Raw genomic sequence first — 14,843 nt, forward strand, 5'->3', positions numbered from 1 at the left:
CCCGAGTGAGGGAATTCGCTCGCTCGCCCAGGTGATTTGTCGGCGCGAGGGGGACTCTGGTCCGATAAGTCCACTCCGCGCCCCTAGTAGATGATCTGACCGGTACTGGGGGTTTCTTTACCGGTTTGTCGACTCGCGCCGGGCCCTGTGGATAACTGCCCGTCAGCTGGGGACAACCGCCCCTGTGGACGCCGACCGCCGCCCTGTGGATGAACCGCCCCGCCCGCCCCGGCCCGCGCGGCGCCCGGTCGCACCGCCGGTGAACGGCGCTCGGCCGGGCAGGTGACGTGCGGGCAGGTCGGAAATGAACGGGACGGGACGGCGTACCGTCCCGTCCGGCCGGAATCGCACCCCCGCGCCGGGGGGCGCGCTCAGAGCTCCCCGCGCCCGTCCAGGCAGCGCGACAGCCAGTCCGCGGCGTTCGCGAAATCCAGGTCCGAGGTGCCGGCCCGCAGCGGCGCGGAGGTGCCCTGGTCGGCCCGCGGGTAGGAGCCGAGGAAGCGCACCTGCGGGCAGATCCGCTTCAGGCCCATCAGCGCCTCGCTGACCCGTCGCTCGCTGAGGTGCCCCTCGCAGTCGATCAGGAAGCAGTAGTTGCCCATGCCCTCGCCGGTCGGCCGGGACTCGATCCGCATCAGGTTGATCCCGCGCACCGCGAACTCCTGGAGCAGCTCCAGCAGCGCGCCCGGGTGGTCCTCCGGCAGCCACACCACCATCGAGGTCTTGTCCCAGCCGGTCGCCGAGGACACCCGCCCGGGACGGCCCGCCAGCACGAACCGGGTGGTCGGCGCCGCCGCGTCGTGGATCTCGTCGGACAGCACCTCCAGCCCGTACAGCTCGGCGGCGAACGCCCCCGCCACCGCCGCGTCGTAGCGGCCGTCCTGGACCAGCCGGGCCGCCTCCGCGTTGGACGCCGCCGACTCCCACTGCGCGTCCGGCAGGTGCGCGGCCAGCCAGTGCCGCACCTGCGGCTGGGCCACCGGGTGGCCGCTGACCGTCTTCACGTCCGACAGCGCCGTGCCCGGCCGCACCAGCACCGCGAACGAGATCGGGAGCAGCACCTCGCGGTAGATCATCAGCGGGCTGCCGTTGATCAGCTCGTCGCTGGTGGTGGTGACCGCGCCGTCCACCGAGTTCTCGATCGCCACCATCGCGCCCGCGGCCTCGCCCGCCCGCACCGCGTCCAGCGCCGCCGACACCGACGCCATCGGCGTCAGCTCCCGCGTCCCGGCCTCCGGCAGGGTGCGCAGGGCGGCCTCGGTGAACGTGCCCGCGGGCCCGAGGTAGGTGTAACGGGTCGCCGACATGACCGCCTCCGAACGAGCAGCGAGTGTTGCGCGGCCCGAAGGCCGATCCGCCTTCACCCTAGCCACTTCCGCCGCCCCGCCCGGCCCCGTTCCGCACTCCGGGCAGCCGGCCCGGCTCCCCCCGGGCGGCGGCCCGCGCCCCCGGCGGGCTCAGCCCTCCAGCAGCGGCTGCCCCACGTACCCGCCCTCGGGCGCGCCCGGCGGCACCGCGAACAGCGCGGACGCCTCGTGCCGCAGGTAGCGGGAGAGGCCGTCGCCGCGCGCCAGCCGCTGCTGCACCGGCACGAAGCCGCGCGCCGGGTCGGCCTGGTACGCGGCGAACAGCAGCCCGGCGTCGGGGGAGCCGTCCGGCAGCAGGCCGTCGTGGAAGGAGAAGCCGCGGCGCAGCATCGCCGCCCCGCCGTTGGAGGCCGCCGCGGCGACCCGGACGTGCGCGTCGGGGGCGATCGCCAGGGTGCCGTCCGGGTGGGTGGCGGCCAGGTCGACGGGGGTGCGCTCGACGGCGTCCGGCCCGCCGGACAGCGGGGCGCCGTCGCTCTTGCGGCGGCCGACGATCCGCTCCTGGCGCTCCAGCGGCAGGGTGTCCCAGCCCTCCAGCAGCATCCTGATCCGGCGCAGCACGGCGTAGCTGCCGCCGGCCATCCAGTCCGGGCCGGTGGCGAACACGGTGGCGGCGAAGCCCTCGTCCTGCGGGCGCGGGTTGTTGGTGCCGTCGACCTGGCCCATCAGGTTGCGGCCGGTCATCGGGTGCGGGGTCGCGCCGGGCGTCCGGGCGAAGCCGGACATCAGCCAGCGCGGCGCGGCCAGCCCGGTGGCCAGCCGCACCAGCACCCGCAGCGCGTGCACCGCGACCAGGGCGTCGTCGGCGCCGACCTGCACCCACAGGTCGCCGTCGGAGCGGGCCGGGTCCAGCGCGTCGCCGGGGAAGGCGGGCAGCGCGGCCAGCGCCTCGGGGCGGCGGTCGGCCAGCCCGGCCTTGTCGAACAGGGTGGCGCCGAAGCCGAAGGTGACGGTCAGCGAGCTGGGCCCGGCGTCCAGCGCGATCTGGTTCTCGCCCTCCGCGGCGGGCTCGCCCGCGGCCATCCGGGCCGCCGCCGCCGACCAGCCGCGCAGCAGCGCGGCCAGCCCGTCCCGGCGGGTGCTGGACAGCAGGTCGAACGCCGCCCACTCGACCCGGGCCTGGGCCGGTTCGACGATCCCGCCCTGCCGCGCCCCGTGGAACGGCACCCGGGCCCCGCCCGGCGCGGCCCCGGCACCCGCCGCCGGGGCCTGCGCCGAGGCCCGGCCGCCCCACGCCCCGCCGGCCGCGCCCACCGCGAGCCCGGCCCCGGCCCCGCCGAGCACCGCCCGCCGGGACGGCCCCCGCGCCGCCCCCGGCGCGGCGGCGGGCGGCCGCTCGGCGGTGCCCGGCCGCTCGGCGGTGCTCACTGGCCGACCTTGAGCTGCTGGGTGGCCGTCACCTGGTCGATGTCGGAGGAGCGGACGGTCACCGACACCACCCACACCCCGCCCAGCGGGAGCTGCGCGGTGCCGCTCCAACTGCCGGCGCCCTGCGGCTGGAGGGTGACGGGGAGCGGGCCGAGGTCGCGGTCGGGGAGGGTGAACGCCAGCTCCAGCTCCGGGACTTCGGCCGGCTGCCCGGCGGAGTCGGTGAGCTTGAGGGTGACCGCGTTCGGGCCGGTGCCGACCGGGTCGACGGTGACGGTCGCGGTGCCCTTGGCGTTGGGCGTGCGGCCGCCGGTGTCGTACGGGAGCTTGAGCTCCTCGGTCCGCCCGGGCGCCGCCGGGGCCCCGGCGGAGGGGGCGGTCGCGGGCGCGTCGGCGGCGGCCCGGGCGACGCGTCCGGGCGGGGAGTTGGTGAGCAGGGTGGTGACCACCAGGACCAGCACGGCCACCGAGGTCTCCACCACCACGCTGCGCCGCAGCCCGGACCGGGCCGGGGAGCCCCCGCCGGCCCGCTCGCCCCGGGCGCGCACCCGCAGCGCCCGCTGCCGGGCGAGCTGGGCGGCCCGCTCCGGGTCGCCGCCGCCGACCGCGGCCCTCACCGGCTCGGCGTCCACCGGCTCGGCGTCCACCGCAGCCGGGTCGGCGGGCCCGCCGTCCGCCGCGACGGACGGCGTCTCGTCGGCGGTGCGCAGCCGGGCCGTCCAGGCGCGGGAGATCCAGGCCACGCCGAGCATCGCGGCCACGCAGCCCACCTTGACCAGCAGCAGCCGCCCGTACGAGGTGTCGACCAGCGCGCTCCACGAGCCGAGGCCGCGCCAGGACTGGTAGACGCCGGTGGCCACGAGCACCGCGACCAGCCAGAACGCCAGCCTGGAGAAGCGCTCGACGGCGGCGGCGGGCAGGCCGTGGCGCAGGCCGACGGCCAGCACGGCCAGGCCGCCGAGCCAGCCGGCCATCGCCAGCAGGTGCAGGGCGGCCAGCGGCAGCGCGAGGGCGACCTGGATGCCGACCGAGGAGTGGTCGGCGCCGACCCAGGTCGCGGAGAGCGCCAGGGCGAGGGCGAGCCCGGCCAGGCCGAGGCCGAGCCGGGTGTCGCGCTGCGGGCGCTCGGCGGCGGCCCGCTCCAGCCGGCGCAGCTCCGCCTCCTCCTCGTCCTCGGGGTCCTCGGGGTCCTCGGGTTCCGGGGCGGTGGCGGGCTTCGGCTGCTGCACCCCCAACTGGCCGACCAGCAGCGACAGGAAGACGCCCGCGGCGGCGAGCAGCAGCAGCCGGGCGGCGAGCGCGGTGCCGATCCGCTCGTCCAGGGTGGCGCGCACCAGCGACAGGTCGAAGGACTGCCCGAGGCCGGTGCCGCGCTCGTACGGGCCGCGCAGCATCAGCACGGCGACGGTGGACAGCAGCAGCCCGATCCAGCCGGTCATCAGCAGCCGCTGCACGCCGCGCACGGCCGCGCCGCCGGGCCAGACCGCGATCACGAACGCGGCGGCGCCGGCCAGCAGCGCGAACCCGAGGTAGGCGACGGTGCGGGCGGTGCCGTAGGCGAAGGCGACCGCGCCGTCGGCCTCGGCGCCCTGCACGGCGGCGGCGTTGACCGAGGTGTCGGAGGGGGCGCCGACGGAGAAGGTGAACGCGCCGCCGACCGGGTGCGAGTCCTCCGAGACGGCCCGCCAGGCCACCGTGTAGGTGCCGTCGGCCAGGCCGGGGCGCAGCCCCACCCGGGCGGTCGACTCCTTGCCGTCCACGTGCTCGGGCTTCCCGTCGTCGACCGCCTCGCCCCGCGGGTCGAGCACCCGCACCGAGTCCGCGGCCAGCGAGACGCCCTCGCTGAAGGTCAGCGTCACCGCGGCGGGCGCGGTGGCCACCACCGAGCCCCGCTGCGGGTCGGTGCCCTCCAGGCTGGCGTGCGCGGACGCGGCCGTCGCCCCGCCGAGCACCAGCCCGAGCGCCGCCACCAGCACCGCCAGCAGCGCGCCCAGCCGCCGCCTCGCCCCTGTCACCACGTGCGTGCCCCTTCTCGTCGCCATCGCCGATCAGCTACCCGGACGGTACGTCAGCGGTTTCACCGGGACCTTGACCACGACCCGGCCCGCCTTGGCGAACTCCAGGTCCAGTTCCAGCTCGTCGCCCAGCGCGGGCCGCCTGGCCCAGTCCATGATCATCAGGTGTGCGCCGCCGCGGGCCAGGTCGAGGGTGCCGCCGGCCGGCACGTCCATCGCCGCGACCGGCTCCATCGAGGTGTCGGTCGAGCGGTGGATGGTCACCGACCCGGCGGCCGGGCTGCTCACCCCCACCAGGGTGTCCGCGCCGCCGCTGTTGCGGACCGTCAGGTAGCCCGCGCCCATCCCGTCGGGCGTGGCGGGCAGCGGTATGTACGGGTCCGCGACGGTCAGCCGCGGCGCGCCGCCGGGCCCGTCGGACTGGTGCGCCACCGCGACCGCGCCCACCGCCAGGGCGGCGGCCAGCCCCGCCCCGACCAGCGCGCCGCGCCGGAACGCCCGGCTCACACCGCCACCCCGTTCGCCATCAGCTCCAGGTCGTGCCGGTAGACGTCGATCGAGGTGCCCGCCATGTACAGCAGGTGCGCCCTGTCGTCGCCGGGCAGGAACGCCAGCACCTGCGCGCCGTGGGTGGAGGTCACCGCGCCCTTGGCGTCCACCACCGGGTCCTCGACCAGGATGCCCAGCGGCTTGGCCGCGGCCTTCACCTTCGCCAGGTCGCCGGTCATCCCGACGAAGTCCTTGCCCATCGAGTCCAGCCAGGTCCGCAGCACCTGCGGGGTGTCCCGCTCCGGGTCGGTGGAGACGAACACCACCGCCAGCTTCGCCCGCTGCTCCGGGGTCAGCTTCGACATCGCCACGCCGATGTCGCCCATCGTGGTCGGGCAGACGTCCGGGCAGCTGGTGTACCCGAAGAACAGCAGCACCGTCCTGCCCGCGGTCCGCGCCCGCAGGTCGTACGGCTGCCCGGAGGTGTCGTCCAGCACCAGGTCCGGCTTCTCGAAGTTCTTGCTCAGCACCGTGCCCTGGTACGGGCTGGTCGACGCCTTCCTGCTGACCTTGGCCGCCCCGGTGTCCTGCGCGCCTCCTCCGGACGAGGAGCAGGCGGACAGCGCGAGCGAGGCGCCCAGGACGAGGGCGGCGGCGGACAGGAGCCGGGGGCGGGTGCGGCGGAGGGAGACCAAGGGACTTTCCTGTTCGTGCGGGGAGCGGGTGGTGCGCGGGAGCGGGCGCGCGGCGGCGCCGGGTGCGGCGAGGGGCCGGAGCGGGGCCGCCGGACGTGCGGCGGCCCCGCCCCGGCGGGGCGTCAGGACTGCGCGGAACGGCGGCGCAGCCCGGCCGCGCCGAGCGCCGCGCCGACCACGCCGACCACGATGCCGACCACGCCCAGCGTGCGGGCGGTCGAGTCGGAGGACTTCGCGCCGGACGCGGCCTCCTGCTGGCCGGTGGAGTCCGCCGAGTGCTGGTCGGCGGCCGCGGCGGTGGCGCCCGCGGCCTTGGTCAGCTTCAGCGCCGGGGCGGGCTTGGACGGTTCGGGCTGCCCGTCCTTGGCCTCCTCGATCCAGCGGACCACGTCGCCGTTGTCGTACGTCTGGAGCGCCTTGAAGACCAGCGTGTCGGCGTCGGTCGGCAGCGCGCCGAGCGAGACCGCGAAGTCCTGGTACTGCCCGGGCGCGATCTTGGTGCCCTCGTTGGCGGTCCAGGTGATCTTCGAGACGGCCTCGGTGATCTGCTGGCCGTGCGAGTCCAGCGGCTTGTCGAGCTTCGACTTCTCCAGGACGGCGGTCCAGCCCGGGACCGGCTGGGTGCGCACCGAGGCCATCGGGTGGTCCAGCGGCAGGTTGACCTCGACCTTCACGGTGGAGGCGGTGTCGCTCTCGTTCGGCACCCGGAACGCCACGGCGCTGTAGCCGCCCTGCTGGACACTGCCGGGCTGGACGGTGACGTGGGCGAAGGCGGGCACGGCGGACGCCAGCAGGGCGCCGGCCGTCACTACGAGCGCGCCGAGGGAACGACGGGCGGGAAGCGAACGCATCAGGGGACTCCTGAGGGAGAGGGGCCGCGCGGCGGTGCGCGTCGGCCCGGTGGGGGAGGTGCGGGAGACTCGGCCGGCCCGCTCAGGGCGCGGGCACGGCGGCAGCGGCGCGCGCCCGAGCCCCGGTTCCCCCGGGCCCGGTCAGCGCGCGAACGCCACCGCGGGCGGTCCCCGGCGCGGCAGGCTGTGCCGCAGCACCGCCGCCACCGGCAGCGGCCAGTCCTCCGGACGCCCGGCCCGGCGCGGCGCGGCCGGGCGCTCGGCGCCCAGCAGCAGCGCCGACAGCAGCGCCACCGCGCGGCGCACCGGCGCCGCCCACTCCCGGGCGGTCAGCGCGGCCGTCCGCACCAGCCGCCACAGCGCGGCCTCGCCGCGCCGCAGCCACCAGCCCGCGACCAGCGCCGCCGCCAGGTGCCCCAGCAGCATGCCGGGGGTCAGCCCCAGCCAGCCGGACGCGTGCGGCGCGGCGGCGGCGACCACCGCCTGCGGGTCCAGGCCCGCGGCGCTCACCACCTGTTCCGGCGTGGTGTCCAGCGGGACGACGGTCAGCCCGTTGCCGGGCGTGTCGTCGCACAGCAGCCGGCCCGCGGCGACCGCCAGCGGGTCCATGGAGCCGTTTCCGGCCATCTGCGCGTGCGCCATCGCCCGACCGCCGCCCAGCCCGCTCCCGAAGGAGTGGAACAGCAGGTGCAGGCCCAGTTGCCCGGTGCCCAGCCCGGCCGCGATCGCCCCCAGCGGGCGTTCCCGCCCGCCGGCCAGCGCCGCCACCGCGCACACCGCGGCGAACCCCAGCACCAGCGTGTCGGGTGCCACCGCGCCGCCCGCCCGGACGTGCCCGAAGGCCGCCACCAGCGTGCACACCAGCGCGAACGGCACCGCCCGCAGCAGCCGCAGGTCCCAGGCGGCCGTCGGCACCCGTCCAGCGGGCGCGGCGGCGGCCCGGCGGGCGGCGGCGGTGGGGTCGGTCATGGCCGGGCCATCATCTCACCGCCTACACCCGCTACCGGGGCAGGGTCGGCAACCCGTCGCGAATGGCGGGAAACCGCCCGGCGCACTCACCCGGCCACGCGCTGATCGGCACACCCGGCGGGGCCGGTCCATCCGCCGAACGGGCGGGCTTCGCTCGTGCGGACGGTTCACCGCGCACGGCCGAGGAGATAGCTAGTTGTATGTGGAGCCGCAGCCAGGAGGGATCTCCCGTGGACATCTGGTGGACTCTGCACCTCAAGCGCGACCCGGCCAGCGTGCCGCTCGCCCGCCGCATCCTGCTCGGCGCCATGGACTCCGCCGGAGTCGACCCGCAGATCGCCTTCGACCTCGGACTGGCCCTCACCGAGGCGTGCGCCAACGCGGTCGAGCACGCCGTTCCCGCCCACCCCGGGGACACCTTCCAGGTCACCGCCTCGCTCAGCGGCGACCTGCTGCGGATCGAGGTCGCCAACGCCTGCCCGGCCGCCCCCGCCGTGTCCGCCCCCGCCCCCGCCGCGTCCGCCGCCGCGCCCGTGGCCGCCGAGCGCCCCGGCCCGCGCCCGGCCGCGCCGCGCCGCCCCGCCGCCGACCGGCCCGGCCCGCGCTGCCGCACCCGCCGCGGCCGGGCCTCCGTCCCGGCCCGGGTGCTCGCCGTCCGCCGTCCCGCCGCGGACCGCCCCGCCCCCTACGACACCCACGTGCTGCCCCCGCTGCGCCCCGCGCTGCCGGCCCCGGTCGCCGACACCGTCCCCGACCTGGACGCCGAGTGCGGCCGCGGCCTGTTCCTGATCCACGCCCTGGCCGACCGCGTCCAGCTGCGCACCCACCCGCTGCGCGGCGCCACCGTGAGCTTCGACAAGATCCTCACCCCGCGCCCGACCGCCCCGCTGCTGCGCACCGCCTCCTGAGGGCCCGTCCGGCCCGTCCCGCCGCCGCGCACCGCCGCCGAGCCCCGCTTCCGCTGCGGCCCCGTCCGGCCGACGCGGGGCCCGTCCCACGGCCCGAAACCCGTTGGCCGAGCGCCCCGGAACTCCGGTTAAGGTCTAGACCGGCCACCGGAGGGACCATGACCACCACTGCCGCGGAGCCGTTCTCCGCACCTCGTCGCGCGCTGTCCCGGATGGGTCAGGCCCTCCAGGGGCGGGACTTCCGCATCTGGTTCTACGGCCAGCTGACGTCCGCGTCCGGCACCCTCGCGCAGGGCGTCGCACTGTCCTGGCTGATCTTCGAACTCACCCACAACGCCGTCTGGTTGACCGTCCTGACGGCCTGCACCTGGGGCCCGACGCTGGTCCTCGGCCCGTGGGCCGGCGCCCTGGTCGACCGCTCCGACCGGCGCCGCCTGCTGCTGCTCACCCAGGGCCTGATGATGGCCGTCGGCCTGACCCTGGCCCTGCTCACCGCCGTCGGCGGCGTCCACCTGTGGGTGCTGCTGGCGCTCGCCACCTGCACCGGGCTGATCGCGACCGTCGACTCCCCGGCCCGCCAGGTCTTCGTGGTCGACCTGGTCGGCGCCGGCTCGGTGGCCAGCGCGGTCGGCCTCTGGGAGGTCGCGCTCAACGCCTCCCGGGTGATCGGCCCCAGCATCGCCGGCGCGCTGCTCGCCACCAACGGCCCGGCGTTCTGCTTCGCCTTCAACGGCCTCGCCTACGCCGCCCCGATGATCGCCCTGATCAAGCTCCGCCCCGCCGACGGCGGCCCGCGCCGGGAGGTCGTCCGCGGCCCGCGGGCGAGCGCCCGCGAGGGGCTGGCCTACGCCCGGCGCTCGCCGATCGTCCGCGGCCTGCTGCCGATGTCCGCGGCCAGCGGCCTGATCTTCGCGATGAACCTCACCCTCCCGCCGCTGGTCAGCCGCTCCCTGCAGATGGGCGGCGGCGGGTACGGCCTGCTGATGGCCGCGTTCGGGATCGGCGGCCTGCCCGGCGCGCTGCTCGCCGCCTCCGCGCCCGAACCCACCCCGCGCCGGGTGCGCACCCTGGCGCTGACCACCTCCGTCGCCGTCCTCGGCACCGCGCTGTCGCCCAACGCCTTCGTCGCGGTGATCGGCATGGCCGCCGTCGGCCTCACCTCGATCTGGTTCATCGCCACCGCCAACACCCTGGCCCAGCTGCGCTCCGCCCCCGGGATGCGCGGCCGGGTGATGTCGCTGTGGGGCAGCGCGATGACCGGCACCCTCCCCTTCACCGGACTCGCCGTCACCTTCGTGGCCCAGCACGTCGGCGCCCGGGTCGGCTTCTGCGTCTCCGGCACCGCCCTGCTGCTGGCCACCCTGGCGGCCTGGCGGGCCCTGCGCGCCACCGACTGAGCCCCCGCGGGTACGGCGGCCGGGACGTCGCGGACCCGGGACGTCGAGAGCGGCGTCCCGGCTCCGACCCTGGTACGGAGGACGACGAACCAGCCGCGCCCCGAGGAGCCCCGCCGTGACGTACATGCTGCAACTGCACTTCAGCCAGGACGACACCCCCGTCCCGCCGATCCCGACCTGGGACGCCGGGGCCGTCGCCGCGCACGTCGCGTACATGCGGCGGGCGGTGGCCGACCTGACCGCCACCGGCGAACTGGTCGAGGCCCGCGGCCTGGCGGCGCCGGAGACCGCCCGGATCGTGCGGGCCGCCGACGGGGCGCCCGCCGTCACCGGCGGGCCGTTCCCGGACCACAAGGAGTTCCTGTTCGGCTGGTGGATCGTCGACTGCGCGGACGAGGCGCGGGCGGTCGAGGTCGCGGCCCTGGTCTCCGCCGCGCCCGGGCACGACGGGAGGCCGATGAACATGCCGGTCGAGGTCCGCGAGGTGCTGCCGGAGCCCCCGGCCGGGGGCTGAGCCGCGCACGCCGGGGGAGGGCCCCGGGCGCGGTACCGCCCGGGGTACGAATTGCCGGAGCGGTCCGGGCGGCGGACCATGGTGATCATGATGCATCAGATGCGCGCCGAGACCGGCCCGGACGGTGCCACGGACTCCGTGGTCAGCTGGCACATCGTCCGCAACGCGGACCTCATCGCCCTGTGCGGCAAGGAGCTCGCCGCCACCGCCCCCGTCGAGGAGGCCACCCGCTGGACCCTCGACCCCGACCGCAACTGCCACACCTGCGGGGCGCTCTTCCTGCGCGAGACCCCGTACCTGCCGGACGAGCACACCGGCTGACGGCCGCCCCGGCGTACGCTGGCGGGTGTCCCCGACCCGCCCCGCCGGAGGTGTTCCCGTGGCCGCCAGCCCCTCCACCAAGGCCGCTCCCGCCGCGACCGTCCCGGCCGTGGCCGTCCGCGCCGCGACCGTCCCCGTCGAGGTCTCCCCGGAGGCCCGCTCCACCGACGGCCGGGTCCAGCGCGGCAACGAGACCCGGCGGGCGGTGCTCGGCCGGGCGGTGCAGATCGCGTCGGTCGAGGGCCTGGAGGCGCTGTCGATCGGGCGGCTGGCGGCGGACCTGGGGCTGAGCAAGAGCGGCGTGTTCGCGGGCTTCGGCTCCAAGGAGGAGCTCCAGCTGGCCACCGTCCGGGCGGCCCGGCGGATCTTCTACGACCGGGTGGTCACCCCGGCGCTGGAGCGCCCGGAGGGGGCGGCCCGGCTGCTGGCGCTGTGCGAGCACTGGCTGGACTACTCGCGCGGCCGGGTCTTCGCGGGCGGCTGCTTCTTCTACGCGGTGACGGCCGAGTTCGACGCCCGGCCCGGCCCGCTGCGCGACGCGCTGGCCGAGTCGGCGCTGGAGTGGGAGGGCCTGGTCGCCGACCTGGCCCGGGCGGCCGACGCGTCCGGCGAACTGCCGGCGGGCACCGACCCGGCGGAGCTGGCCCTGCTGCTGACCGCCCTGATGGAGAGCGCGAACAGCCTCGCGGTGCTGCACGACGACCCGTCCCGCTACGACCGGGCGGCGCGGATCATCCGCCGCCTGCTCGGCTTTCCCGCGGCCTGACCGGCGGGTCCGTCCTTCCCGCCCCGCGACCGCCCCGCCCCGCGACCGCCCCGTCCGGCTCCGGCGCGGGGCTTCTTCTCACCCATCAAACTGCACGAACGGTCGTGCTAACATCTCGCCCATGGCAGCTACCGCTCTCCTGCGCACCACGCTGAACGCCACCTCCCTGGTCGCCACCGCCCCGCCGGGCCGAGTGGCCTACGAGCTCTTCCGCCGCCCGCTCCGCCGCAGCCGGGTGCGCACGGCGGAGCGCGAACTGCACGACCGCGCCACCACCGAGGAGCTGGCGGTGAACGGCAAGCGGGTGCGCGCCTACCGCTGGGGCGACGGCCGGCGGCCGGTGCTGCTGGTGCACGGCTGGCAGTCCCGGGCGTCCCGGTTCGCGCCGTACGTGCGGGGCCTGCTCGACCTCGGGATGAGCCCGGTCGCCTTCGACGCCCCCGGCCACGGCGACTCCGCGGGGCGGGCCACCACGATCCTGGAGTACCGCGAGCTGATCGGCCGGCTCGCCGAGCGGCACGGTCCGTTCGAGGGCGCCGTCGCGCACTCCTTCGGGGTCTGCTGCACCTTCCTCGCGATGGCCGAGGGCGTGCCGGTCGGCCGCCTGGTCGCCGTCGCCGGGGTCGCCGAATTCGGCTTCCTGGTCGAGGGGTTCACCGCCGGCCTGGGCCTGAACGACCGCCTCAAGGCGGACCTCGCCCGGCGGATCGAACGCGTCCTGCTGCCGGACGCCGGGGACGTCCGGCGGCGCTTCGACGCCACCCACCGCCCCGAACGGGTCGGCGCGCCGATCCTGGTGGTGCACGACGAGGACGACGAGGTCGTCCCGCTCCGCCAGGCGCACCTGCTGCGCGCGGCGTACGGCGAGGAGCAGCTGCGCCTGATCACCACCCGGGGCCTGGGGCACCGCCGGGTGCTCTCCGAGCCGACGGTGGTCGACAACGCGCTGGCCTTCCTCGCCGAGCCGCTACCGCTGCCGGCGCCGGCGCCGCTGCCGGTCCCGCCGACCGCGCCCGCGGCCTGACCGCGGCCCGGTCGGGAACGCCGGACGGCCGGCCCCGCGCTCCGTGCGCGGGACCGGCCGTCCGGGTGCCGGGCGGGGGCCGCTCAGCCGCCGCTCTTGCGGCGGAAGGTGCGCTTGCCGCCGGCCGCGCCGTGGGTGCCGTGGATCTTCGAGTCGCCGCCGGGACCGCCGGCGGCGTTCCGGTTCTCGTTGCCCTTGCGCTGGAGCGCGGCCAGGAACTTGGCCTTCTGGTCGTCCGGGGCGGCGGCCTCGGCACCGTCGGTGGCGTCCGGCGAGGGCTCGGCGGCCGGGGCGGTGTCGCTGCTCATGGGGGGACCTCCTGGGCGGAAGACGGGTGTGCTGAGTGCCCACCCTGTCATGCCGACGGGGGGTGCTGTCAGCCGATATCGGTGTCCGTCAGCCCTGGCGCGCCGCGCCGTGCCCGTGCCGGCGGTCCTCGCGGTACTCCAGACCGCCCATCATGAACAGCAGGGTGAGGACCGGGAAGCCGATCGAGGCGATCACCAGGACGAAGAACTGCCAGACCATGGGGTGCTCCTGTTGCCGGGGCCGGAGGCCGGGACGCTGCGACTGATTGGCGCACTTTCGTACCATTATGTCCGAATCATTCCGCGGAGCGATCACGGTCGTCCCCCTGTTCGAGGCCGAGCCCCGGCCGCAGACTGGTGGGCATGCGGGTAGAGCTGGCAGTCGACGCGCGCCGCCCCGACCGGGCCAACGAGGACTTCGCGGCCGCCACCCCGGAGGCCCTGGTCCTCCTGGACGGCTCCAGCGCCCCGGACACCCTGCGGTCCGGCTGCACCCACGGCATCGCCTGGTACGTGCGCCGCCTCGGCGTCCACCTGCTGACCGGGCTCACCGACCGGACCGACCGCCCGATGGCCGACTGCCTGGCCGACGCGATCGCCGAGACCGCCGCCCTGCACGACGGCACCTGCGACCTGACCGACCCGGCCACCCCCGCCGCCATGGTGGTCGCCGCCCGGCTGCGCGGCGACACCCTGGAGTACCTGGCGCTCGGCGACTCCCTGCTGGTGCTGCACCCCAAGGACGGCCCGCCCCGGGTGATCGGCGACAACCAGCGCTTCCCCGACGGCGAGGCGCTGCGCCGGCAGATCTGGTCCACCGTCCCGGGCACCGCCGAACGCGCCGCGCTCTACCTGCGGTACGCGATCGCCGTCCGGGCCGCCCGCAACACCGGCCGCGGCCCGTGGATCGCCGCCGCCACCCCGCACGCCGCCGCGCACGCCGAGACCGGCGCCGTCGCCCGCGCCGACCTGCACGGCGTGGCCGCCCTCTCGGACGGCGCCGCCCGCTACACCGACCGCCTGGAACTGGGCAGTTGGGCCGACGCGCTCCGGCTGCTCGCCCAGGACGGCCCGGCCGAGCTGATCGCCCAGGTCCGGGCCGCCGAACGCTCCGACGCCGCCTGCCTGCGCTGGCCCCGCAGCAAGGCCCACGACGACGCCGCCGCGCTCTACGCCGCGCTCTGAACCCCCGTCAGGACCGGCCGTCCGCCACGAACACCGCCCGCAGCGCCGACCCGTCCGGCGCGGTGTACCCCGCCACCACCTGGCCCGCCACCGGCTCCCCGGCCGGCTCCAGCACCCGGCGCACCACCGGCACGACCTCGCCCGCCACCGGCGCCACCGCCACGCTGCCGTCCACCGCGTCGCTCTCGCCCTGCATCTGCGGCACCGCCTCACCGCGCAGCAGCCGGGCCAACTCCTCGCGCACCAAGGGGTCCTGAGCCCCGTCGTAGAACCAGCGCGTCCCCAGCACCCCGTGCTCCGAGACCCCGATCAACGCCCCGGCCGGCGCCCCCTCCAGCGGCGCGCCCCGGTACGCCATCGGCACCAGGTAGGCGTCCCGGCCGTCCGTCACCACCATCAGCTCGATCCCCACCTCCCCCGCCGGATCGTCCAGCCGGAACCCCCCGGCCCGCACCAGCTCCCCGCCCCCCGGACGGAACCACTCCTGCTCCGGCAGCCACTTCGCCAGCAGCTCCAACTTGCCCGGCTCCAAGGTGGTGCGGTGAATCGTCGCCATGCCGTCCTCCCGGTCCTGCGGTCAACGTCACCCCCACCCTACGAACCCCCGCCCCGCCCCGGGCCGCCATTTCCCGCCCGCCGCCACCCGCGCCGCCCGCGCCCCGGCCG

General features: G+C 76.8%; 17 protein-coding genes. 7 read left to right on the forward strand and 10 right to left on the reverse strand.

The genetic code is table 11. The annotated features are described in order from the left end of the window. Positions 1 to 371: 371 nt before the first annotated feature. The 7 genes from pheA to ACIQVD_RS23480 all read right to left on the reverse strand — a co-directional run bounded on the left by pheA (position 372) and on the right by ACIQVD_RS23480 (position 7,754). The gene (gene pheA / locus ACIQVD_RS23450; protein ID WP_100837121.1) at positions 372 to 1,307 is read right to left on the reverse strand and encodes a prephenate dehydratase; all 936 of its coding nucleotides are present in this window, start codon (positions 1,305 to 1,307) and stop codon (positions 372 to 374) included. Between the two features lie 150 nt (positions 1,308 to 1,457). Next, positions 1,458 to 2,735 (reverse strand): iron uptake transporter deferrochelatase/peroxidase subunit, encoded by a 1,278-nt coding sequence (efeB, locus tag ACIQVD_RS23455; protein ID WP_402291561.1) that lies wholly within the window; start codon positions 2,733 to 2,735, stop codon positions 1,458 to 1,460. Further along, positions 2,732 to 4,777: a FixH family protein gene (locus ACIQVD_RS23460; protein WP_402291563.1), complete on the reverse strand. Its 2,046-nt coding sequence runs from the start codon at positions 4,775 to 4,777 to the stop codon at positions 2,732 to 2,734. The genes efeB and ACIQVD_RS23460 overlap by 4 nt, the downstream gene beginning before the upstream one ends. 6 nt (positions 4,778 to 4,783) lie before the next feature. Further along, positions 4,784 to 5,257, reverse strand: coding sequence for a copper chaperone PCu(A)C (locus ACIQVD_RS23465; protein WP_100837118.1), 474 nt, complete (start codon positions 5,255 to 5,257; stop codon positions 4,784 to 4,786). Further along, a complete protein-coding gene (locus ACIQVD_RS23470; RefSeq protein WP_402291565.1) occupies positions 5,254 to 5,934 on the reverse strand; it encodes an SCO family protein in 681 nt (226 codons plus the stop codon). Before ACIQVD_RS23470 ends, ACIQVD_RS23465 begins: the two co-directional genes overlap by 4 nt. A 122-nt stretch (positions 5,935 to 6,056) precedes the next feature. Beyond that, positions 6,057 to 6,785, reverse strand: a complete 729-nt coding sequence (locus ACIQVD_RS23475) for a YcnI family protein (protein WP_402291567.1) — start codon at positions 6,783 to 6,785, stop codon at positions 6,057 to 6,059. A gap of 141 nt (positions 6,786 to 6,926) precedes the next feature. Next, entirely contained in the window at positions 6,927 to 7,754 is an 828-nt protein-coding gene (locus tag ACIQVD_RS23480) for a hypothetical protein (RefSeq protein ID WP_400691571.1), read from the reverse strand. A gap of 230 nt (positions 7,755 to 7,984) precedes the next feature. Here ACIQVD_RS23480 and ACIQVD_RS23485 point away from each other — a divergent pair, with 230 nt between their 5' ends. The 6 genes from ACIQVD_RS23485 to ACIQVD_RS23510 all read left to right on the forward strand — a co-directional run bounded on the left by ACIQVD_RS23485 (position 7,985) and on the right by ACIQVD_RS23510 (position 12,684). Then, on the forward strand, positions 7,985 to 8,662 hold the full coding sequence (locus ACIQVD_RS23485) for an ATP-binding protein (protein ID WP_402291569.1): 678 nt from the start codon (positions 7,985 to 7,987) through the stop codon (positions 8,660 to 8,662). 158 nt (positions 8,663 to 8,820) lie between these two features. After that, positions 8,821 to 10,059 (forward strand): MFS transporter, encoded by a 1,239-nt coding sequence (locus ACIQVD_RS23490; RefSeq protein WP_402291571.1) that lies wholly within the window; start codon positions 8,821 to 8,823, stop codon positions 10,057 to 10,059. Positions 10,060 to 10,183: 124 nt separating this feature from the next. Next, complete coding sequence (locus ACIQVD_RS23495) at positions 10,184 to 10,573, forward strand: YciI family protein (protein WP_402291682.1); 390 nt, start codon at positions 10,184 to 10,186, stop codon at positions 10,571 to 10,573. Between the two features lie 87 nt (positions 10,574 to 10,660). After that, positions 10,661 to 10,894, forward strand: a complete 234-nt coding sequence (locus ACIQVD_RS23500; protein ID WP_159073119.1) for a hypothetical protein — start codon at positions 10,661 to 10,663, stop codon at positions 10,892 to 10,894. Between the two features lie 109 nt (positions 10,895 to 11,003). Then, the gene (locus ACIQVD_RS23505) at positions 11,004 to 11,660 is read left to right on the forward strand and encodes a TetR/AcrR family transcriptional regulator (protein ID WP_402291683.1); all 657 of its coding nucleotides are present in this window, start codon (positions 11,004 to 11,006) and stop codon (positions 11,658 to 11,660) included. A gap of 121 nt (positions 11,661 to 11,781) precedes the next feature. Further along, positions 11,782 to 12,684, forward strand: a complete 903-nt coding sequence (locus ACIQVD_RS23510; RefSeq protein ID WP_402291573.1) for an alpha/beta fold hydrolase — start codon at positions 11,782 to 11,784, stop codon at positions 12,682 to 12,684. Between the two features lie 83 nt (positions 12,685 to 12,767). On the opposite strand, the gene ACIQVD_RS23515 is transcribed toward ACIQVD_RS23510, so the two are convergent. Together ACIQVD_RS23515 and ACIQVD_RS23520 are read right to left on the reverse strand one after the other, a co-directional pair. Next, positions 12,768 to 12,992, reverse strand: a complete 225-nt coding sequence (locus ACIQVD_RS23515) for a DUF5302 domain-containing protein (protein ID WP_400691582.1) — start codon at positions 12,990 to 12,992, stop codon at positions 12,768 to 12,770. A gap of 88 nt (positions 12,993 to 13,080) precedes the next feature. Beyond that, positions 13,081 to 13,212, reverse strand: coding sequence for a hypothetical protein (locus ACIQVD_RS23520; RefSeq protein ID WP_282202074.1), 132 nt, complete (start codon positions 13,210 to 13,212; stop codon positions 13,081 to 13,083). A gap of 143 nt (positions 13,213 to 13,355) precedes the next feature. Here ACIQVD_RS23520 and ACIQVD_RS23525 point away from each other — a divergent pair, with 143 nt between their 5' ends. Further along, positions 13,356 to 14,177 (forward strand): integrase, encoded by an 822-nt coding sequence (locus ACIQVD_RS23525; RefSeq protein WP_402291576.1) that lies wholly within the window; start codon positions 13,356 to 13,358, stop codon positions 14,175 to 14,177. A 7-nt stretch (positions 14,178 to 14,184) separates the two neighbouring features. Here the strand turns inward: ACIQVD_RS23525 and ACIQVD_RS23530 are convergent, their stop codons facing one another. Further along, complete coding sequence (locus ACIQVD_RS23530; protein WP_402291578.1) at positions 14,185 to 14,733, reverse strand: 1,4-alpha-glucan branching protein; 549 nt, start codon at positions 14,731 to 14,733, stop codon at positions 14,185 to 14,187. Positions 14,734 to 14,843 lie beyond the last annotated feature (110 nt).

Source organism: Kitasatospora sp. NPDC090308 (genome assembly GCF_044769485.1).
Lineage (GTDB): Bacteria > Actinomycetota > Actinomycetes > Streptomycetales > Streptomycetaceae > Kitasatospora > Kitasatospora fiedleri.